General features: G+C 72.6%; 16 protein-coding genes. 10 read left to right on the top strand and 6 right to left on the bottom strand.

Going from position 1 to position 17,826, the window contains the following annotated elements; genetic code table 11:
• The first annotated feature begins 9 nt into the window (after positions 1 to 9).
• The gene (locus FGW37_RS20090; protein ID WP_179082319.1) at positions 10 to 450 is read left to right on the top strand and encodes a hypothetical protein; all 441 of its coding nucleotides are present in this window, start codon (positions 10 to 12) and stop codon (positions 448 to 450) included.
• A gap of 175 nt (positions 451 to 625) precedes the next feature.
• Here FGW37_RS20090 and FGW37_RS20095 read toward each other — a convergent pair whose 3' ends face one another.
• Together FGW37_RS20095 and FGW37_RS20100 are read right to left on the bottom strand one after the other, a co-directional pair.
• Positions 626 to 820, bottom strand: coding sequence for a hypothetical protein (locus FGW37_RS20095; RefSeq protein WP_179082320.1), 195 nt, complete (start codon positions 818 to 820; stop codon positions 626 to 628).
• 84 nt (positions 821 to 904) lie between these two features.
• The gene (locus FGW37_RS20100; RefSeq protein WP_179082321.1) at positions 905 to 1,606 is read right to left on the bottom strand and encodes a FadR/GntR family transcriptional regulator; all 702 of its coding nucleotides are present in this window, start codon (positions 1,604 to 1,606) and stop codon (positions 905 to 907) included.
• Between the two features lie 176 nt (positions 1,607 to 1,782).
• On the opposite strand from FGW37_RS20100, the gene FGW37_RS20105 reads away from it, so the two are divergent.
• The 3 genes from FGW37_RS20105 to FGW37_RS20115 all read left to right on the top strand — a co-directional run bounded on the left by FGW37_RS20105 (position 1,783) and on the right by FGW37_RS20115 (position 4,639).
• The gene (locus FGW37_RS20105; protein WP_179082322.1) at positions 1,783 to 2,307 is read left to right on the top strand and encodes a gluconokinase; all 525 of its coding nucleotides are present in this window, start codon (positions 1,783 to 1,785) and stop codon (positions 2,305 to 2,307) included.
• A 140-nt stretch (positions 2,308 to 2,447) separates the two neighbouring features.
• The gene (locus FGW37_RS20110; RefSeq protein ID WP_179082323.1) at positions 2,448 to 3,845 is read left to right on the top strand and encodes a GntP family permease; all 1,398 of its coding nucleotides are present in this window, start codon (positions 2,448 to 2,450) and stop codon (positions 3,843 to 3,845) included.
• Between the two features lie 116 nt (positions 3,846 to 3,961).
• Positions 3,962 to 4,639: a signal protein gene (locus tag FGW37_RS20115; protein ID WP_179082324.1), complete on the top strand. Its 678-nt coding sequence runs from the start codon at positions 3,962 to 3,964 to the stop codon at positions 4,637 to 4,639.
• Between the two features lie 79 nt (positions 4,640 to 4,718).
• Here FGW37_RS20115 and FGW37_RS20120 read toward each other — a convergent pair whose 3' ends face one another.
• Complete coding sequence (locus tag FGW37_RS20120) at positions 4,719 to 6,401, bottom strand: FAD-dependent monooxygenase (RefSeq protein ID WP_179082325.1); 1,683 nt, start codon at positions 6,399 to 6,401, stop codon at positions 4,719 to 4,721.
• Positions 6,402 to 6,479: 78 nt separating this feature from the next.
• On the opposite strand from FGW37_RS20120, the gene FGW37_RS20125 reads away from it, so the two are divergent.
• The gene (locus FGW37_RS20125; RefSeq protein ID WP_179082326.1) at positions 6,480 to 7,184 is read left to right on the top strand and encodes a TetR/AcrR family transcriptional regulator C-terminal domain-containing protein; all 705 of its coding nucleotides are present in this window, start codon (positions 6,480 to 6,482) and stop codon (positions 7,182 to 7,184) included.
• On the opposite strand, the gene FGW37_RS20130 is transcribed toward FGW37_RS20125, so the two are convergent.
• The 3 genes from FGW37_RS20130 to FGW37_RS20140 are packed head-to-tail and all read right to left on the bottom strand — an operon-like array spanning position 7,119 to position 10,791.
• The gene (locus FGW37_RS20130; RefSeq protein WP_179082327.1) at positions 7,119 to 8,294 is read right to left on the bottom strand and encodes an acyltransferase family protein; all 1,176 of its coding nucleotides are present in this window, start codon (positions 8,292 to 8,294) and stop codon (positions 7,119 to 7,121) included. The two genes, FGW37_RS20125 and FGW37_RS20130, sit on opposite strands and share 66 nt — an antisense overlap.
• Entirely contained in the window at positions 8,291 to 9,742 is a 1,452-nt protein-coding gene (locus tag FGW37_RS20135; protein ID WP_179082328.1) for a polysialyltransferase family glycosyltransferase, read from the bottom strand. The genes FGW37_RS20130 and FGW37_RS20135 overlap by 4 nt, the downstream gene beginning before the upstream one ends.
• On the bottom strand, positions 9,742 to 10,791 hold the full coding sequence (locus FGW37_RS20140; protein WP_179082329.1) for a glycosyltransferase family 2 protein: 1,050 nt from the start codon (positions 10,789 to 10,791) through the stop codon (positions 9,742 to 9,744). Before FGW37_RS20140 ends, FGW37_RS20135 begins: the two co-directional genes overlap by 1 nt.
• 187 nt (positions 10,792 to 10,978) lie before the next feature.
• Here FGW37_RS20140 and FGW37_RS20145 point away from each other — a divergent pair, with 187 nt between their 5' ends.
• The 5 genes from FGW37_RS20145 (at position 10,979) to FGW37_RS20165 (ending at position 17,746) form a co-directional block, all read left to right on the top strand.
• A complete protein-coding gene (locus FGW37_RS20145; RefSeq protein ID WP_343067136.1) occupies positions 10,979 to 12,304 on the top strand; it encodes a DUF6716 putative glycosyltransferase in 1,326 nt (441 codons plus the stop codon).
• Between the two features lie 185 nt (positions 12,305 to 12,489).
• Positions 12,490 to 13,824 (top strand): acylneuraminate cytidylyltransferase, encoded by a 1,335-nt coding sequence (locus FGW37_RS20150; protein ID WP_179082330.1) that lies wholly within the window; start codon positions 12,490 to 12,492, stop codon positions 13,822 to 13,824.
• Between the two features lie 112 nt (positions 13,825 to 13,936).
• A complete protein-coding gene (locus FGW37_RS20155) occupies positions 13,937 to 14,878 on the top strand; it encodes an N-acetylneuraminate synthase family protein (RefSeq protein ID WP_179082331.1) in 942 nt (313 codons plus the stop codon).
• A 259-nt stretch (positions 14,879 to 15,137) separates the two neighbouring features.
• Positions 15,138 to 16,397 carry a hypothetical protein gene (locus FGW37_RS20160; protein WP_246430466.1) on the top strand — a complete coding sequence of 420 codons (1,260 nt, stop codon included), beginning with the start codon at positions 15,138 to 15,140 and terminating at the stop codon, positions 16,395 to 16,397.
• A gap of 113 nt (positions 16,398 to 16,510) precedes the next feature.
• Positions 16,511 to 17,746, top strand: a complete 1,236-nt coding sequence (locus FGW37_RS20165) for an amidohydrolase (protein ID WP_179084802.1) — start codon at positions 16,511 to 16,513, stop codon at positions 17,744 to 17,746.
• The last annotated feature ends 80 nt before the right edge of the window (positions 17,747 to 17,826 follow it).

The raw sequence follows: 17,826 nt of genomic DNA on the forward strand, positions 1-17,826 counted from the left end.
GGTAGAGAAATGAATGATTCGGACAGGGAGTATCAGCTTCGCTTGATTTCCGCTAGCGGACTGACGGTGCTGGACGCGCCCACGCTGGCGAATATCCCGACGATAGAGCAGGCGTGGAAAGTGGTGGCGGGCTGGGAGACGGTGCCAGTCGCGACCGTTGGTCAAAAGACCTCCGATGCGCTTGCGGAACTAGATCGCCAGTGGCTCGCCCACTCCTCGAGCATCTCCCTCTTCGCGTCCGATGGAACCATTCTCGTCAACGTGGCGGGCCGTGGGTGCCAAGAGGCCGGCTGGACTCCTGTGAAGTGGTCGGAGCGGGCCCAGCTGGCGTCGAAGCTTCAGAGGGATGGCGATCCCGAATTTATAGCGATGTCCATTGACGGGCGACGAATGTGTGCTGTAACGACGGAGGAGTACGACTACTGGGTGGTTGCGCACCAGTTCGCATAGCTGCATGGCAGCGCATCAACATCCGCTGTTACACGGGTCGATGTGGCGCGCATGAGGGCGCGCTTTTCTGCCGGGCCCGGGTCTGTGGCGGCGGGAAACTGTGCCCGGATGCGTCCCGCAGGTGACGGCAGACCTTGGCCGGCCCCGGCCCCTCAGTCCCGCCGGGGGGAGGGCGCTACCGTCCGCCCCGTGTCATCAGTAGCAGTGCTCCGATGGCGATGATCGGGGTGAGGACGATGAGGGCGAGGCCCATCGGGTTGCGGTGGTTGTAGACCCAGCGGGTGCCGTAGCGCTGGCGCATGAAGAGGGGGTGGTCGTCGCCCGTGGGGGCGTGGTCGTGGTCGCCGGCGTGGTCGTTCTCGGGGCGCATAGGGTCAGGCTACGGACGGCCGTTCGATGTAGCGATCATTTTGTCGCACCCCTGTCGTTTTGTGGCGCGGCTGGTACATCCGGGCTACGGGGCGAGGACGTCCAGCTCCGCCATCGCGCCCGCCGTGATCTCGCGGGTCAGGGCCTCCGCGCGGGCCGCGTCCCGTTCCCGTACGGCTTCGGCGACGCGTACGTGGAGGGTGACGGCGGCCGGGTCGGGGTCGGTGAACATGACCTGGTGTTCCGTGCGGCCGGTGAGGACCTCGGCGACGACGTCGCCCAGGCGGGCGAACATCTCGTTGCCGGAGGCGCGCAGGATCACCCGGTGGAAGGCCACGTCGTGGACCAGATAGGCGGAGAGCTGCTGGCCGCGGGACGTGGCGACCATGCCGAGGGCGTGGCGGGTGAGCTCCTCGCACTGCTCGGCCGTGGCCAGGCGTGCCGAGAGGCCCGCCGCGACGGGCTCGACGGCCGAGCGCAGGACGGTGAGCGAGCGCAGCTGCCGGGGCCGGTCGGCGCCGGCCAGCCGCCAGCGGATCACCTGCGGGTCGTAGACGTTCCACTCCTCGGTGGGGCGCACGGTCACGCCGACCCGGCGCCGGGAGGCGACCAGGTGCATGGACTCCAGGACGCGTATCGCCTCGCGGATCACCGTGCGCGAGACCTCGAAGCGCTGTTCCAGCTCGTCGGTGCGCAGCACGCTGCCCGGTGGGTACGCACCCGCCGTGATCGCGGGCCCGAGGGACTCCAGCACGCGTCCGTGCAGCCCCTGCCCCTGGTTTTCCATGGGGCAAGCCTACGGTCCTCCGTCACGGCAAATTAAGTATGACGTTTGAGTCACAGGGGCTTGAATATGTCGTACGTAATGGGTTTCAGTGATGCGACGCCCTCGCGGAGCCGCATCCCGTCGGCGCCGCATCACCGTCAAAGAAGACAGCCGTCGATGAAGACAGCGAGGCCCCGATGAGCAGCCGTCCGGCATACCCCCGCGTCGTCGTCGTGATGGGCGTCGCCGGCACCGGCAAGACCACCGTCGGCCCGCTCGTCGCGGAGGCCCTCGGCGTCCCCTACGCCGAAGGCGACGACTTCCACCCGGCCGCCAACATCGCCAAGATGTCCGCCGGGACCCCCCTCGACGATGCCGACCGGGCCCCCTGGCTCGACGCCATCGGCGCGTGGGCCGCGGGCCGGGCCGGCCGCGGCGGGGTCGTCAGCTGCTCCGCGCTCAAGCGCGCGTACCGGGACCAGCTGCGTGCGGCCGCCCCCGGTCTCGTCTTCCTCCACCTCACCGGCGATCACGACCTGATCGCCGGCCGCATGGCCGCCCGCAAGGGCCACTTCATGACCACCCGGCTGCTGGACTCCCAGTTCGCCACCCTCGAGCCGCTCGGCGCGGACGAGGCGGGCGTCGACGTGGACGTCGAGCCCGGGCCGGAGGCCATCGCCGAGCGCGCCGTTCAGGCTCTGCAACGCCTGCAGCGCCCGTAGCGCCTGTAGGGGGCGTATGGCCGGCCTGTAAGGGGTCCGCCCGTACGGCCTGTGGGGCTCGTGCGGCCTACGAGGCTCGTGCGGCCTGTGCGGCTCTGATCAACTTTCCCCTTCCTCCCTCCCCCCTCCAAGGAAGCCCCGTGAGCACTCTCAGCGTCGAGATGCTGGCCGCGGCCCCCGCCGAACCGATCACTTCGGCGGGTCACGCACAGCTGGGGATAGCCGTCCTCGTCGGCATCGCCGTCATCGTCCTCCTCATCACCCGCCTCAAACTGCACGCCTTCCTCTCCCTGACCATCGGTTCGCTGGTGCTCGGGGCCGTGGCGGGCGCGCCCCTGGACAAGGCCATCGCGAGCTTCACCACCGGGCTCGGAGCGACCGTCTCCGGCGTCGGCGTCCTCATCGCGCTCGGCGCGATCCTGGGCAAGCTCCTGGCCGACTCCGGCGGCGCCGACCAGATCGTCGACACGATCCTGGCGAAGGCGGGACCGCGCTCGATGCCCTGGGCGATCGTGCTGATCGCGGGCGTCATCGGCCTGCCGCTCTTCTTCGAGGTCGGGATCGTCCTGCTGATCCCGGTGGTGCTGCTCGTCGCCAAGCGCGGCAACCACTCCCTGATGCGGATCGGCATCCCCGCGCTCGCCGGACTGTCCGTCATGCACGGCCTGGTGCCCCCGCACCCCGGCCCGCTGGCCGCCATCGACGCCATCGGCGCGAACCTCGGCGTCACCCTCGCCCTGGGCGTGCTCATCGCCGTGCCCACCGCCGTGATCGCCGGACCGCTGTTCTCCCGGCTGGCCGCCCGCTGGGTGGACGTCACGCCGCCCGAGAAGCTGATACCGCAGCGGCCCTCGGCCGAACTGGAGCGGCGCCCCGGCTTCGCCGTCACCGTCGCCACGGTCATGCTGCCGGTCGTCCTCATGCTCGCCAAGGCCCTCGTCGACATCGTCGTGGACGACCCCGAGGACCACGTCCAGCGCGTCACCGACGTCATCGGCTCGCCGCTGATCGCCCTGCTCGCCGCCGTCCTCGTCGGGCTGTTCACGCTCGGCCGGGCCGCCGGCTTCGGCCGCGACCGGCTCGCCGCGACCGTGGAGAAGTCCCTCGTCCCCATCGCCGGCATCCTGCTGATCGTCGGCGCCGGCGGCGGCTTCAAGCAGACCCTGATCGACGTGGGCGTCGGCCGGATGATCCTGGACTTCTCCAAGGACTGGTCGGTCTCGGCCCTGCTGCTGGCCTGGCTGATCGCCGTCGCCATCCGGCTCGCGACGGGCTCGGCGACGGTCGCCACCATCTCGGCCGCGGGCCTGGTCGCCCCGCTGGCCGCCGACATGAGCACGACGCACGCCGCGCTGCTCGTCCTGGCCGTCGGCGGCGGCTCGCTGTTCTTCAGCCACGTCAATGACGCCGGGTTCTGGATGGTGAAGGAATACTTCGGCATGGACGTCGGTCAGACGATCAAGACGTGGTCGCTGATGGAGACCGTGATCTCCGTCGTCTCCCTCGTGTTCGTGCTGCTGCTGTCCTTGGTCCTCTGATCGTCGGGCCGTCAGCCCATCCGTCCTTCGGTCCGTTGCTCCTCTCGGCCGTGGTTGCGCCGCCCGCTCTGCGTTGCTGCCGCTCCGATCGGCATATCGGACCTTAGGCTTCGCACATGCGCATCGGAAGACCTGTCGCCGTGCTGCTCGGCGCCTCCCTGCTGGCAGCCGGCTGCACGAGCAGCCCCTCCCCGAAACACGCGGATGCGAAGAGCACCCCGAACGGCGGTGCCACCGCCCCCGCGTCCCCCGACGCGGCGGCGGGGCCGCTCGGCGCCTCCGACCTCCAGGGCCGCTGGTGGACCTGGGCGGCCTCCAGTCCCAGCGGCTCCAACCCGGTCGAGGACCGGGACGGCAGCCTGTGCGACCGGGGCCAGAAGGACGGCGTCTGGTTCCTGGCCGGCACCTTCGGCGAACGCGCCAAGCGCACGTGCGCCGTCCCGGCCGGGCAGCGGGTGGCGTTCCCGCTGGTGAACCTGATGAGCGATCAGGCCGGCTGCTCCGAGTTCATGGCCCCCGCCAAGGGCACCGCGACCCTCGACGGCAAGCCCCTGCGCGCCGAGCGCTACGACGCCACGCCCGTACGGGTCACCGCCGAGGAGGGCAACCCCCTCACCGACGGCGGCGGCAGCTTCCGCACCCACGCCTGCGGGCTGTGGGTGCAGATGGAGCCGCTGCGCCCCGGCAACCACACCCTGCAGATCCGGGGATCCTCCGGGCGCTTCGCCGTCTCGGTCGACTACACGCTCAAGGTCCCGGCGGCCGGGTCGGCCACGGACCACGACGCCGCCTGAGCCCGTAGGCCGTAGCCCGTAGGCCGTAGGCCCGGCCGGGCAAGCCCGCGGCCCCTGCGGGGGCCGCCCGTACCGTCGCTCAGGGGCGTATCTCCGGTATCGCCCCTATCCCCGACACCTCCGCCAGATACGCCCGTACGTCCGCCGCGTCGTCCGTGGCCAGCCCGACATAGCCGTCCGGGCGGACCAGGAACAACCCCGTGCCGTACGCCGCCTTGGCGTGCCCGCCGGCATCGATCAGATCCGGCGCGGCACCGCCGATCCGGTACGTACGGACCCACTCCGCATCCGCCACCGCGGCCGCCGCCGGCTCGCCCTCCGCATCCGACCCGGTGAGGTCCAACAGGGTGAAATGCGGGCCCCGGAAGGCGTCGAAGAGGCTGAAGGGCGCCCCCGAGGCGTTGGTGCAGGGCGCATCGGGCGCCCGGTCACCCGCCCGCAGGACGTCCTCCGAGCCGCTCTTCGCCGCGCCCTCCTCCGACCCCTCCGGCAGGCCCCGGCGCAGCTCGCGCGCCAAGGGGCCCGTCCGGTAGTGGAGGGTGAGCTGGTGGGTCTCCTTGCCTCGCCGCGACAGGCCCCGCTCGACGCCGAGGGTGCGGTCCTGCGCATGCACGCGCGTGCTCAGGGCCAGCACATCGGCGGCCACCTGCATGCGCTCGGCGTCGTACGTGTCGAGCAGGGCGTCCGGCGCGCCGAGCCGCAGGACGGCCCCCAGCTTCCAGCCGAGGTTGTAGGCGTCCTGCAGGCTGGTGTTGAGCCCCTGTCCGCCGGCGGGGGAGTGGATGTGCGCGGCATCCCCGGCGAGGAAGACCCGGCCGGTGCGGAAGCGTGCGGCCATGCCGGCCTTCGGCCGGAAGGACGAGGCCCAGATGGTCTCCTCCGGCACGAGGCCCGTCAGACCCGTGCGTTCGGTGATGAGCCGGGCCAGCGCCTCGGGGGCTGCATCGCGCTCGGGCTTCGGTTCGTAGGTGGTGTCGGCATAGAAGGCCATGATCTGGATGGTGTCCGCCATGGCCTCCAGCGGACGCAGGCCGAAGAGCCCGCCGGGCGCCGTGGGCCACATGTGCCAGTGATCGCGGTCGATCCCCGCCTGCTCGAAGCCGGTCATCCTCACATCGGCGATCAGCGCCGGGCGGGCGTCGACGGCCTCGACCTCGAAGGGCACGCCGAGCGCCTTCCGGACGGTGCTGCGCCCGCCGTCCGCCGCGACGAGATAGGCCGCCCGCACCGTCTCCACCGTGCCGTCGGCATGCCGCAGCTCGGCCGTGACACCGGCGCCGTCCGCATCCTGGGTGAATCCCGTCAGCTCGGTGCTGAAGTCCACCCGGCCGCCGAGCTCCTCAAGGCGCGCGTACAGCACCTCCACCGTGCGCCACTGGGGGCACATCAGCACATCGGGATAGGGCACGCCGGGCGAGGGCTCGCCGGGCTCGACGAGATCCCACTCGCGCACGCGCTCGGTGCCCTCCCACGTCTGCATCGGCGGGACGGGGCCGCCGGAGGCCAGCAGAGCCCCCACGGTGCCCAGGTCGTCCATCACCTCCAGGCTGCGCGGCTGTATGCCCGTGCCGCGCGAGCCGGGGAATCCGCGCTCGTCCCGCTCGACGAGCCGGTGCCGGATGCCGCGCCGCGTCAGGTCGATGGCGAGGACGAGGCCGGTGGGCCCGGCTCCGGAGATGAGCACTTCGGTCTCGGTCGGTGCGTTGGTCGGTACGCCGGTCGATGCGCCAGTTGATACGTCCGTGGATGCAGGCGTGGACATGGCCATGCGATCCGCCCCCTTAACGTCGTTAAGTTTGTTGCCCTCCCAGGGTGAACTGAACGTTGTTAAGCTGTCAAGGTGGCAACTCGCATCGACCGCGCCCAAGTGGCCGAAACCGCCCTCCGCTTGCTCAACGAGGTGGGCCTCGAAGGCCTGACCCTGCGCAGGATCGCCCAGGAGCTGGGCGTCCAGGCCCCGGCGCTCTACTGGCACTTCAAGAACAAGCAGGAGCTGCTCGACGAGGTGGCCACCGAGATGTTCCGGCGCATGTCCGGATCCCTCACCGCCGTCGACGCCGGCACGTGGCAGGAGTTCCTGACCGGCTCGGCCCGCGTGATCCGCGACTTCCTGCTCGGCTACCGCGACGGCGCCAAGGTCTTCAGCGGCACGCGCTTCACCGACCTCGGCTACGCGAGTCCGGTCGAGGGGATGATGCGGGTGATCGTGGACGCGGGCTTCACCCCGAGGGCCGCCGCCCGCGCCTGGTTCACCATCAACACCTACACCATGGGGTACGTGATCGAGGAGCAGTCCGTCTATCCCGTCCCCGGTGGCGAGCGCGACCCTGCGTACGAACTGTCGGAGCGCGCCCGGAGGCTGGAGGGATATCCCCTGGCCATAGAAGCCGGAACGGTGTTCTTCGAAGACCTCGACGCCGGCTTCGAGGACGGCCTGCACGCCGTCGTCGCCGGCATCGAGGCGACGCTGCTGCCGCCGTCAGCCGGGAAGACCGCCGGGCCGTCCGCCGGGCCGTCCGCCGGACCGTCCGTCAGGGTCGAGTGACCTGCGCAGTACGGGCGTGAGCCGCTGCTCCACGCAGCGGTGCAGCAGCCAGGCCAGGCCCAGCATCAGGGCGACGGTCAGGCCGAGTGTCGCGTACGAGGGGATGCCGAGGCTCCGGTGCAGCGCGCCGATCACCACCCAGCCCAGGTGCTCGTGCACGAGGTAGAAGGGGTACGTCAGCGCGCCCGCGACCGTCAGCCAGCGCCAGCTCGCCCAGCGGAACCTGCCCAGGGCGATGGCCGCCACGGCCGCGTATCCCAGCGCCAGGACGGCGACGATCACGTACGGGGAGCGGTACGAGAAGTAGTGCGGGTTCGGCGGGTGCCACAGCCCCGCCACCGCGTAGTGCTGCCCGACCAGGAAGCTCACGGCGACGATCCCCCAGTGCAAGAGGTCGTGCCCGAAGCGGTGGATCAGATACAGGCCGATGCCGCCGATGAAGTACGACGAGTACTCCGGCATCACCACGACCCGCAGGAACTCCACGTGCGAGGCCGTCGTCACCACGGTCGCCAGCGTCCACACCGCGCAGAACAGCACCACCCGGTGCCGCGTCGCCCCCGGCAGTACCACGAACAGCGCGAACAGCGCGTAGAACCGCAGCTCCGCCCAGAGCGTCCAGCACACGCCCAGCACGCGCTGCGCGCCCACCGGCTGCTGCAGCATCGTCAGATTCACGAGCGTGTCGCTGAACGACACCGTCTTGTACGCGACCCACGGCAGCGCGAACGCGACGGTCACCAGCAGGATCGCCGCCCAGTAGGCGGGGTAGAGGCGGGCCGCGCGGGAGGCGAAGAACGAGCGCAGGGGGCGCCCCCAGCCGCTCATGCAGATCACGAAGCCGCTGATGATGAAGAAGATCTCGACGCCGAGGCAGCCGTAGGCGAACGCGCCCGACAGGGTGGGGAATTCGTGCCGCGGCGAGGCGCCCCACGCGCGGCTGACGTCGCCGTCGCGTCCGCCGTAGTGATACAGGGCCACCATCAGGGCGGCGATGAGGCGCAGGGCGTCCAGAGCGCGGAGGCGGCTGCCGGCGGGGGCGGCCTTTAAGGGCGCAGACTGCCCCTCGGGGGTCTGTCGGCGCTGCCGGGGGAGTGCCGGGGCCGTCATGTCGTCACCCTCGTTTTGGCCGGTGTCTTCGCCTTGGTCAGGCGCCGCTGCAGAGCCCGCGCCCTGCGGGCCACCCTTCGTACGGTCGGGTTGCGCGGCAGGAACGACAGTTGCGACGGGATCGCGCCGGGGAGGGCCAGGGAGGTGAGGCGGCGGCGCTTGAAGTAGCGGCGGGTGCGGGGAGTGAGGTGCGCGGTGAGGTAGCGCTCCGCGGCGGGGCGGAGGCCGGGGTAGATCCGGGGCTGCATGGCGAAGCCGACCGCGGCCAGGAGGTCGTTGAGATCGGCCTGCTGATCGTTGTCGGCTGCGGCCCGGTGGGTGGTGTTGTGCCCGCCCTCCGCCCTGCTCTCGGCCCGCGACGCGGTCTCAAGCGACGCGGTCTCAAGCGCAGGCAGCGTGGCGTCCACCAAGGTCACCGGCACCCTGTTGCTGTTCTGGTACGGGCTCAGGCGTTCCAGGAGCAGGTCCGTGCCCGTGTGTGCCGCCGGGAGGCCGTAGAAGGCCGTCGCCGTCAGCAGGGCCGTCGAGAAGCAGCCGGCAACCAGGGCCGGGCGCAGACGCTGGTAGGCGACCTCGGCCAGGACGGGGACGGGCGTGTCGAGGACCGTCAGGGTGACGCCGAGCCGGCCGGCCTCCTCCTCCAGCATCTGCGACCAGCGGGCCGGTGCCGCCGGGTGGGGCTTGAAGACGAGCTCGCGGTGGCCGCGCCCGGCTGCGCCGCGCAGCATCCGCACGTGCAGCTGTTCCTCTTCCTCGGGGGTGAGGATGTCGAGCGCCGACAGGTACTGCCCGAGGAGCAGCGCAGCGCCTTCGGGGGCGTCGAGGGCGGGTGCGGCGTCGGCGAGTTCGGCCAGCACCTTGGTGAAGACCTCCGTGGGGACGATCTCCGGCGCGACGCCGAACTCCGAGAGCAGCAGCGGCCGCAGCCCGGGCACGAGGTCGAGGTGGAGCAGCCGCCCGACGCGGGTGCCGATCAGCGGGTCGAGCTTGTTGCGGGTGGGGCCGTAGCTCATGAGCCCGTCGGCGTAGACGTCGAGGGGGGCGTCGGGGAAGCACTGCACGATCGCGAGCGCGGGGCTGACCTGGAGGGACTCGACGGCGAGGGAGACGTCGTCGTCGCCCAGGCCCCACAGCAGCCGCAAGTGCCGTTCCCACAGGGGCGCGTCGTCCGGGCGGGGCGACCAGCCGGACGGGTGGAAGGGGCGGATCGCGTCGTTCCAGGACAGGACGGCGTCGAAGCGGCTGCGCAGCCGCTCGAAGCCGGGGGCTTCGTCGAGGGCCGGGGTGGTCTCCGGGACGGCCGCGGTGTTGGCGACGAGCAGCAGCCGGCGGTCGGCGGGGGTGAAGCACCCGGCGTCCAGGGCGGCGGCGAGCGTCGCGGCTCCGTAGAGCGTGGACGCGAGGAAGATCTGTGTGCGGTGGCGCGCGGGGGGCGGGAGGGCCGGCATCAGGCGGCCGCTCCGGCAGAACCCGGGGTTCCGGTCCCGGTCCCGGTCCCAGCCCCGGTTCTGCCACCGGCCCCGGCGCCGCCCCCACCCCCGCCCGGCCTTCGCCTCAGTCTCCGCAAGCGGATCGCGCGGTCGTAGTCCATGGAATTCACGGCGTCCTTGACGAGTTCCGGGGGCAGTCGGCGCAGTGCGGCTGCGCTCTTCGTACGCAATGCGCGGGCTACCTGCGGCTCAAAACGTTCGATATTCGTCAAATGATGGGCAATGATTGCGCAATATGTTCGAACGGCCTTCGGGAGGAATTCCTCCGCATCCCGGTCCCGGGCCGTCTCCTCGATGACCTGATCGAATGCGCGCAGGAAATCGAGCTGGCGTACGTCGCCGATCTGGGTGAGCGAAGTCGCGACCCCGCGCCGGTAGAAGACGCCCAGCAGTCCGGCCACGGCGAACGTGCGCGCCTCGCGGTGCAGGCGCCAGATCCAGGGACGGTCCTCGGCGGTCCGCAGGCCGTCGGTGAAGTGCAGCAGCCCGGCGTCCAGCAGCCGCCGGTGGTAGATGCCGGCCCAGGCGTACGGATAGTCGACGGACGTCGAGCGGTCCGCCGGCAGGATCGCGCTGCGGGGGTCGAGCACCACCCCGCGGCGCCCGTGCGGCACGCGCTGCACGGTGCGGGTGCGGCCCGTGCACTGCACGTGGTCGGTGCGGACGAAGTCGACGTCCAGCTCCTCGATGAACGGGACGAGCTGCGCGTAGTAGCCGGGGGCCAGCCAGTCGTCGCCGTCCAGGAAGGTCAGGTACTCGCCGCGGGCCGCGTCCAGCCCGGTGTTGCGGGCGGTGGCGAGGCCGCCGTTGCGCTCGTGGCGCACGACCACGGCGCCCGGCAGCTCGCGCCCGGCGCGCTCCAGGAGCGCCGGCGTGCCGTCGGTCGAACGGTCGTCCACGAGAATGAATTCGAAATCCTTACGGGCATTCGCACGCAGACTTCTCAGCACATCGGGCGCAAAGGTCTGAACATTGAAGAACGGGACGATGACGGAGAGCTTGACCACCCCGGCGACATTAGGCGGCCCCCCGGCATTCGTCCTGTCCACGGGCGGGCGCGGAGGTGAACGAAGCGCGGCGGAATGATGAACCCGCCCCGTCCCCGGGCTGATTCGCCTATCGTCGGTGTGCTGTTTACCGGCTGTTGCCCTCGCGTTGGGCAACGAAACGGAATGGATTTCTATCGTCGGCGACGTGCCATCACGTACCGAACCTCCGCTGCGGATCGCCGTGCTCGCCGACTCCGACACCCGGTGGAAATGGGGGGCGCTCACCGCGCACCGCCTCGCCCCGGGCGCACGGCTCGACGGGCGCCTCCTGAGGGGCCGCGCGACCCCCACGGCCCGCCAGCTCACCGAGGTGGGCGTGGCCGCGGCGGAGATCGCCGAGGTCACCGGGACGGAGTTCGTCCGCTCGGCCGGCCGCGACCGCTACGACGTCGTGGTGCTCGCCTGCGTCGGCGGCGCCGTCCAGGCCATGGTGCACGGCCTCGCCGCGGCCTGGGAGGGCGAGCCCCGCAGGCCCGTCGTGGTGACCGGCTACGTGGGAGTCGTCTACGAGAAGCTCGCCGACGGCCTGCTGCTGCGCCACGGCGCCGACCTCGTGCTCGCCAACTCCCCGCACGACGCCGCCCGTTTCCGCGAGGTCTACGAGGGGGTGGGTGCGGACGCGTCGTGCGTGACCGAATGGGCGCTGCCGTTCCTCGGCGACCGGAACGGCCCTGCCCGCGATCAAGTGCGCCCGTTCACCGTCGTGTTCGCCGCCCAGCCCTCCGTACCGGAGAGCCGCGCCGACCGCGCCTATCTGCTCCGGCGCGCCGTCGCGCACGCCCGGGCGCACCCGGAGCGCGAGGTGTTCATCAAACTTCGCAGCAAGCCCGGAGAGCACACCACACACATCGAGGAACTCCCGTACCAGAAGCTCGCCCTGCGTCTGCCCGGCGGGCTCCCGCCCAACTGCCGCCTCGTCTACGGGCACATGGGCGGGGTCCTCGACCGCACCGACCTCCTGGTCACCGTGAGTTCCACCGCGGCCCTGGAGTCCCTCCACCGCGGGATCCCCACCGCCGTCCTCACCGACCTCGGCATCCGCGAGTCCCTCGGCAACCACCACTTCCTCGGGTCGGGCTGCCTCGCCTCCTGGGACCGGCTCGACGCAGGCCACCTGCCCGAGGCCGACCCGGAGTGGGCCGCCCGCCAGGGCGTGCCTTCCGACGGCTCCGGGGAGGCCGTCTTCGCCGCCGCCCGGAGGCGCGTCGCGGACCTCGCCGCCCGGCCGGGCCTGCCGCCCCTCGCCCCCTACTACACCGCAGCCACCGCACCCGGGTACCTCCCCGCCGTCCTCGCCCGCCACGGCCTCGACCACCGGGGCCGGCCCCTTCCCGGCCGGGCGGGAGCACCCCGCGAGGAGAGCGCCCTGCGGCGCGCGGGCCGCGCCGCCCTGCGCGACGCGGCCCGCGGCGCCTACCGCCACGGCGTCCAGCGGGTGGCTCCGCTGATCCGCCGGGCGGGGGAGCTGTGACCGCCGGAGTCCACCGCGGTGGCGGCGCGCCTGGCGGGTCCTCGCGGGACCGCCCTCCGGCGGGCACCGCCGGGCCGGCCGCTCGCCGTTGCGGCGAGGAGAAGCACCACCCGGCGCCGCCGGATCGGCACCATCCCGCCGCCGCCGCGAACACCCCGAACCCCCGGATACGCAAGGAGCCCGTCATGCAAGCCGCCCCGGCTGCCTCTGCCTCGGCTGACCCGGCCGCCACGGCCGTCCTGGCCGTCATCCCCGCCCGCGGCGGGTCGAAGGGCGTGCCCGCGAAGAACCTCGCCGCGATCGGCGGCGTGCCCCTCGTGGCCCGCGCGGTCCGCGCGTGCCTCGCCGCCCGCCTCGTCACCGACGTCGTCGTCTCCACCGACGACCCCGGCATCGCGGCCACCGCGCGCGGCGCCGGAGCCGTCGTCGTCCAGCGCCCCGCCGCCCTCGCCGGGGACACCGCCACCAGCGAGGCGGCCGTGCTGCACGCGATGGACGCGTACGAGGCGATGCACGGCACCGGGGTCGGCACGGTCCTGCTCGTGCAGTGCACGAGCCCCTTCCTGACCAGCGGGGACGTCGACGGCGTGGCCGCGGCGGTCATCGAAGGGGGCGCGGACAGCGCTCTGACGGTGGCACCGTTCCACGGCTTCGTGTGGCGCGAGGACGGCGGCGGCGCCGGTGCCGGGGCGGCGGACGGCATGCCCAGCATGCCCGGCCTGCTCGCGGGCGACGACGGGGCCTCCTCCGGTGCCTCCGCCTCCGCCCTAACCCCCACCCCCTCCGGCGGCCGTGGTGTCAACCACGACAAGGCTCACCGCCCCCGCCGCCAGGACCGTCCCCAGGACCTCCTGGAGACCGGTGCCGCCTACGCCATGCGCGCCGACGGCTTCCGGGTCGCCCGGCACCGGTTCTTCGGGCGCACCGAGCTCGTCCGCTCCGAGGCCGCCCGCGTCCTGGAAGTCGACGATCCGCACGACCTCGCCCGTGCCCGCGCCCTCGCGCCCCTCCTCGACGGCCCCGACCCCGCCGCCCGCCCCACGCGCGCCGACGTCGACGCCGTCGTCATGGACTTCGACGGCACCCAGACCGACGACCGCGTCCTCATCGACGCCGACGGCCGCGAACTCGTCGCCGTCCACCGCGGCGACGGCCTCGGCGTCGCCGCCCTGCGCCGCGCCGGGCTCGCCCTGCTCATCCTCTCCACCGAGGCCAACGCCGTCGTCGCCGCCCGCGGCCGCAAGCTGCGCGTGCCCGTACTGCACGGCGTCGACCGCAAGGACCGCGCACTCAAGCAGTGGTGCGAGGAGCAGGGCATCGCCCCCGACCGCGTGCTCTACGTCGGCAACGACGTCAACGACCTCTCCTGCCTCGGCCTCGTCGGCTGGCCGGTCGCTGTCGCGGACGCCCACGACACCGTGCGCGGCGCGGCCCGGGCCGTCACCGCCGCGCGCGGCGGCAGCGGCGCCCTGCGCGAGATCGCCACCTGGCTGCTGGGCCCCGGCCTCGCCATGCCCTGAGCCCGGCAGAGCCCACCCGCTCACCCGACACCCGCTCAGCCGCTCACCCCTCGGCCCGTCAGGGCCCACGACCTTCCCTCCGTCCCCCCCGTACCGCGAAGGAACCGCCCGCATGAACTCCGTGCTCACCGCCCCGTACGCCCCCGTCCGGACCCTCGGCGCCAAGACGGCCGGACCCGGCCACCCCGTCTACGTCACCGGCGAGATCGGCATCAACCACAACGGCGACCTGGCCAACGCCTTCGCCCTCATCGACGCCGCCGCCGACGCGGGCTGCGACGCCGTCAAGTTCCAGAAGCGCACCCCCGAGATCTGCACCCCGCGCGACCAGTGGGACATCGAGCGCGACACGCCCTGGGGCCGGATGCGCTACATCGACTACCGCCACCGGGTGGAGTTCGGCGAGGACGAGTACCGCGCCATCGACGCCCACTGCCGCGAGCGCGGCATCGACTGGTTCGCCTCGCCCTGGGACACCGAGGCCGTCGCCTTCCTGGAGAAGTTCGACGTCCCCGCCCACAAGGTGGCCTCCGCCTCCCTCACCGACGACGAGCTCCTGCGTGCCCTGCGCGCCACCGGCCGCACGGTGATCCTCTCCACCGGCATGTCCACCCCGAAGCAGATCCGGCACGCCGTCGAGGTGCTCGGCAGCGAGAACATCCTGCTCTGCCACGCCACCTCCACCTACCCCGCCAAGGCCGCCGAGCTCAACCTCCGGGTGATCCACACCCTCCGCGCCGAGTACCCCAACGTGCCGATCGGCTACTCCGGCCACGAGACGGGCCTGCAGACCACCCTCGCCGCCGTCGCCCTCGGCGCCGCCTTCGTCGAGCGCCACATCACCCTCGACCGCGCCATGTGGGGCTCGGACCAGGCCGCCTCCGTCGAGCCCGGCGGCCTGGCGCGGCTCGTGCGCGACATCCGCGTCGTCGAGGAGTCCCTCGGCGACGGCGTGAAGCGCGTCTACGACAGCGAGCTCGGCCCGATGCGCAAGCTGCGCCGGGTCGCGGGCGTCGTCGCCGAGGGCGGCGACCGCGAGCCGGCCGCGGTCTGACGGGCCCCAGGTGACCTCGAGCCCCGCCCCCGAGGGCGGCCTCGCACCGGGCCCACGGCCCCGCCCGCCGGGCTCGCAGACGCCCCCGAACGCCGCCGAGGGTGACTCCGCACCGGGCCCACGGCCCTCGCAGCCGACCGAACCGACCGGGCCGACCGAACCGACCGGACCGGCCGTCACACCGCCCCCGCCCCCGGCGCCCTCGGGCCCGCCCCCGGCCCCTCAGACCGGCCACCCGCCCCGGCCGGTCCACCAACCGGTGCACAAGCCGGTCCACGAACCGGCCCGCGAGCCCGCCCGTGACCCGGCCCCCGGCCCAACCCCCGCCCCGGCCCGCACCCTCGCCTTCGTCGAGAGTCCCGTCCAGCTCCTCAACGTCCTCGAATGGGCGTACGCGACAGGGGTGGGCGAACAGCCCCGGCCGACCGGCCCGCCCCGCCCGCCCCTGGCCTGCGGCGTCCCCACGCCCCTGGCCTGTGGCGTCCCCCGCCAGCCCGGGCCGCGCGACCAGGACGCCGACGCCGCCGGGCCGGGGTCGTCACCCGTCCGGCCCGAACCCAGCGGGCTCCAGGTCGTCGTCCTCGCGCCCCACGACCCGATGTCGCGCGGCCAGCTGCGCCGGATGGCCGAGCTGGCCCGTGATCAGGGGCACGAGGTGCGCTGGGAGGAGGCGCGGGGCGGGCCGACGGCGCCGGTGGCCACGGTCGGCGGCCTCGCGGGCGCGCTGCGCCGGGCCCACCGGATCGTGATCGGCGACCCGTTCTCGCGCTACGTCCAGCTGCTGCTGACGATCACCCGCGCCCGGGAGCTGGTGGTGGTCGACGACGGCACGGCCACCATGGAGTTCGTCGCTCAACTCGGCCGGGGCGAAAGCCTTGTACGGTGGCACCGGCGCGGCAGTAGAGGGGCGCGCGATCTCATCTTCGCGCCGGTCTCTGCTTCAGCACGCCGGATGCTGACGCCCAACGATCGCCGGAGCGTAGAGGTGTTCACCTCGATGCCGGTCGAACCGCCACCCGGCGTAGACGTCCGGGCCAACGACTTCGCCTGGACGCGCGCCGCCTTCGGCCCGCCCCGGCTCACCGGCGGCACGGACCTCGTGGGCACTTCCCTGGTGGAGACCGGGGTCGTGGACCCGGAACGCTACCTCGGAGCCGTCGCCGCCCTCGCCCGCGCCCACGGCGCCACCCGCTACTTCGCCCACCGCCGCGAGAGCACGGAGAAGCTGCGCCGGATAGCGGACGCGGTGGGGCTGGAAGTCGTGCGCCCCGAGCTCCCACTGGAGATCGTCGCCCGCCGCGGCCCGGTCGGCCGCACGGTCCTGAGCTTCCCCTCGACCGTCGTGCACACGCTGCCGCTGGCGCTCGCGGGCACCGGGATCACGGTCGCGGTCTGCGACATCGACCCCGTTTGGCTCACCGAGCACGCTTCCCCGCGGGCGGAGGGATTCCTGGCCGAGGTGACGGACACGGCCCGGGATGTGCGGCGACTTCCGGCCAGCCCGCTGACCGCTCCCTGAGCCGTAAAGACTGGTCATACCCCTCAGGTGAGCCATCCATGCGGCTGAACTTTTCTTGATCGGGGGGCAGTTGCCCGGGTAGGGGCTCTACTCTTCCCTGCGTGAACCATCTGATGCCTTGCGACGCCGGGACTGCCACTTCTCAGGGGACGGGCGAGGGGGTGCTCGCCGGTACGCTCCCCCCGGGGCTGCGCGACGAACTGATCGCGTTCCGGCGGGATTTGCACATGCACCCCGAGCTGGGCAACCGCGAGTTCCGGACCACCGCGGCCGTCAAGGCGAGACTGCAGCGGGCGGGCCTCTCCCCGCGGACGCTGTCCACGGGCACGGGGCTGTTCTGCGACATCGGGCGGGAGCCGGGCGTGCCCGCCCGGCCCATGCTGGCGCTCCGCGCCGATCTGGACGCACTGCCCATCCCGGACACCAAGACGGTGCCGTACCGCTCGACGGTCCCCAGGATGGCGCACGCCTGCGGCCATGACGTGCACACCACCGCGGTCCTCGGCGCCGGCCTGGTCCTCGCCGACCTCGCCGAGCAGGGCCGGCTGCCGGGTCCCGTCCGGCTGATCTTCCAGCCCGCCGAGGAGGTGCTGCCCGGCGGCGCCCTCGACGCCATCGAGTGCGGGGCCCTGGACGGCGTCGGCAAGATCATCGCGGTGCACTGCGACCCCAAGGTCGAGGTCGGCCGCATCGGCCTGCGGGTCGGCCCCATCACCTCCGCGTGCGACCGCCTGGAGGTCACGCTGGGCGGCCCCGGCGGCCACACCGCCCGCCCGCACTTCACCACCGACCTGGTGACCGCCGCCGCCCGGATCGCGATCGACGTGCCCGCAGTGCTGGCCCGCCGGGTGGACGCCCGCTCGGGCCTCTCCCTCACCTGGGGCCGGATGGAGACGGGTCACGCCCCCAATGTGATCCCGCAGCACGCCGAGCTCTCCGGCACCGTCCGCTGCCTGGACCTGCACGCCTGGCGGGACGCCCCGGACCTGGTGCACGCGGCGATCGACGAGGTCGCGACGCTCCACCGGGCCAAGTCGGAGATCAATTACGTCCGCGGGGTGCCCCCGGTCGTCAACGACGCCGAGGTCGCGGGCCTGCTGCGGCGCGCCATGGCCGCCCGCCGCGGGCCCGCCTCCGTCGAGGACACCGAGCAGAGCCTCGGCGGCGAGGACTTCTCCTGGTATCTGGAGCACGTGCCCGGCGCGATGGCCCGTCTGGGTGTCCGCCCGGTGGGCGACACGACCCGACGTGACCTGCATTGCGGCGATTTCGACGTGGATGAGGGTTCTATCACCGCCGGCGTGGAACTCTTCACGGCCGCGGCATTGCTGGATGGACAGCGGGTTTAGCTGTAAAGGGCACCGGATTTTGGGCGCGTATTGATTGCACATAGGCGTGCACATTGGGGGCGTTGATGCCGGGCCCGGGA

The organism is Streptomyces rectiverticillatus (assembly GCF_013394065.1).
Lineage (GTDB): Bacteria > Actinomycetota > Actinomycetes > Streptomycetales > Streptomycetaceae > Streptomyces > Streptomyces rectiverticillatus.

Excerpts from the sequence above, each read along its gene's own strand:
- FGW37_RS20090 (WP_179082319.1), top strand. The coding sequence starts at position 10 with ATGAATGATTCGGACAGGGAGTATCAGCTTCGCTTGATTTCCGCTAGC.
- FGW37_RS20100 (WP_179082321.1), bottom strand. The coding sequence starts at position 1,606 with ATGGAAAACCAGGGGCAGGGGCTGCACGGACGCGTGCTGGAGTCCCTC.
- FGW37_RS20095 (WP_179082320.1), bottom strand. The coding sequence starts at position 820 with ATGCGCCCCGAGAACGACCACGCCGGCGACCACGACCACGCCCCCACG.
- FGW37_RS20155 (WP_179082331.1), top strand. The coding sequence starts at position 13,937 with ATGAACTCCGTGCTCACCGCCCCGTACGCCCCCGTCCGGACCCTCGGC.
- FGW37_RS20120 (WP_179082325.1), bottom strand. The coding sequence starts at position 6,401 with ATGTCCACGCCTGCATCCACGGACGTATCAACTGGCGCATCGACCGGC.
- FGW37_RS20130 (WP_179082327.1), bottom strand. The coding sequence starts at position 8,294 with ATGACGGCCCCGGCACTCCCCCGGCAGCGCCGACAGACCCCCGAGGGG.
- FGW37_RS20165 (WP_179084802.1), top strand. The coding sequence starts at position 16,511 with ATGCCTTGCGACGCCGGGACTGCCACTTCTCAGGGGACGGGCGAGGGG.
- FGW37_RS20150 (WP_179082330.1), top strand. The coding sequence starts at position 12,490 with ATGCAAGCCGCCCCGGCTGCCTCTGCCTCGGCTGACCCGGCCGCCACG.
- FGW37_RS20115 (WP_179082324.1), top strand. The coding sequence starts at position 3,962 with ATGCGCATCGGAAGACCTGTCGCCGTGCTGCTCGGCGCCTCCCTGCTG.
- FGW37_RS20105 (WP_179082322.1), top strand. The coding sequence starts at position 1,783 with ATGAGCAGCCGTCCGGCATACCCCCGCGTCGTCGTCGTGATGGGCGTC.
- FGW37_RS20135 (WP_179082328.1), bottom strand. The coding sequence starts at position 9,742 with ATGCCGGCCCTCCCGCCCCCCGCGCGCCACCGCACACAGATCTTCCTC.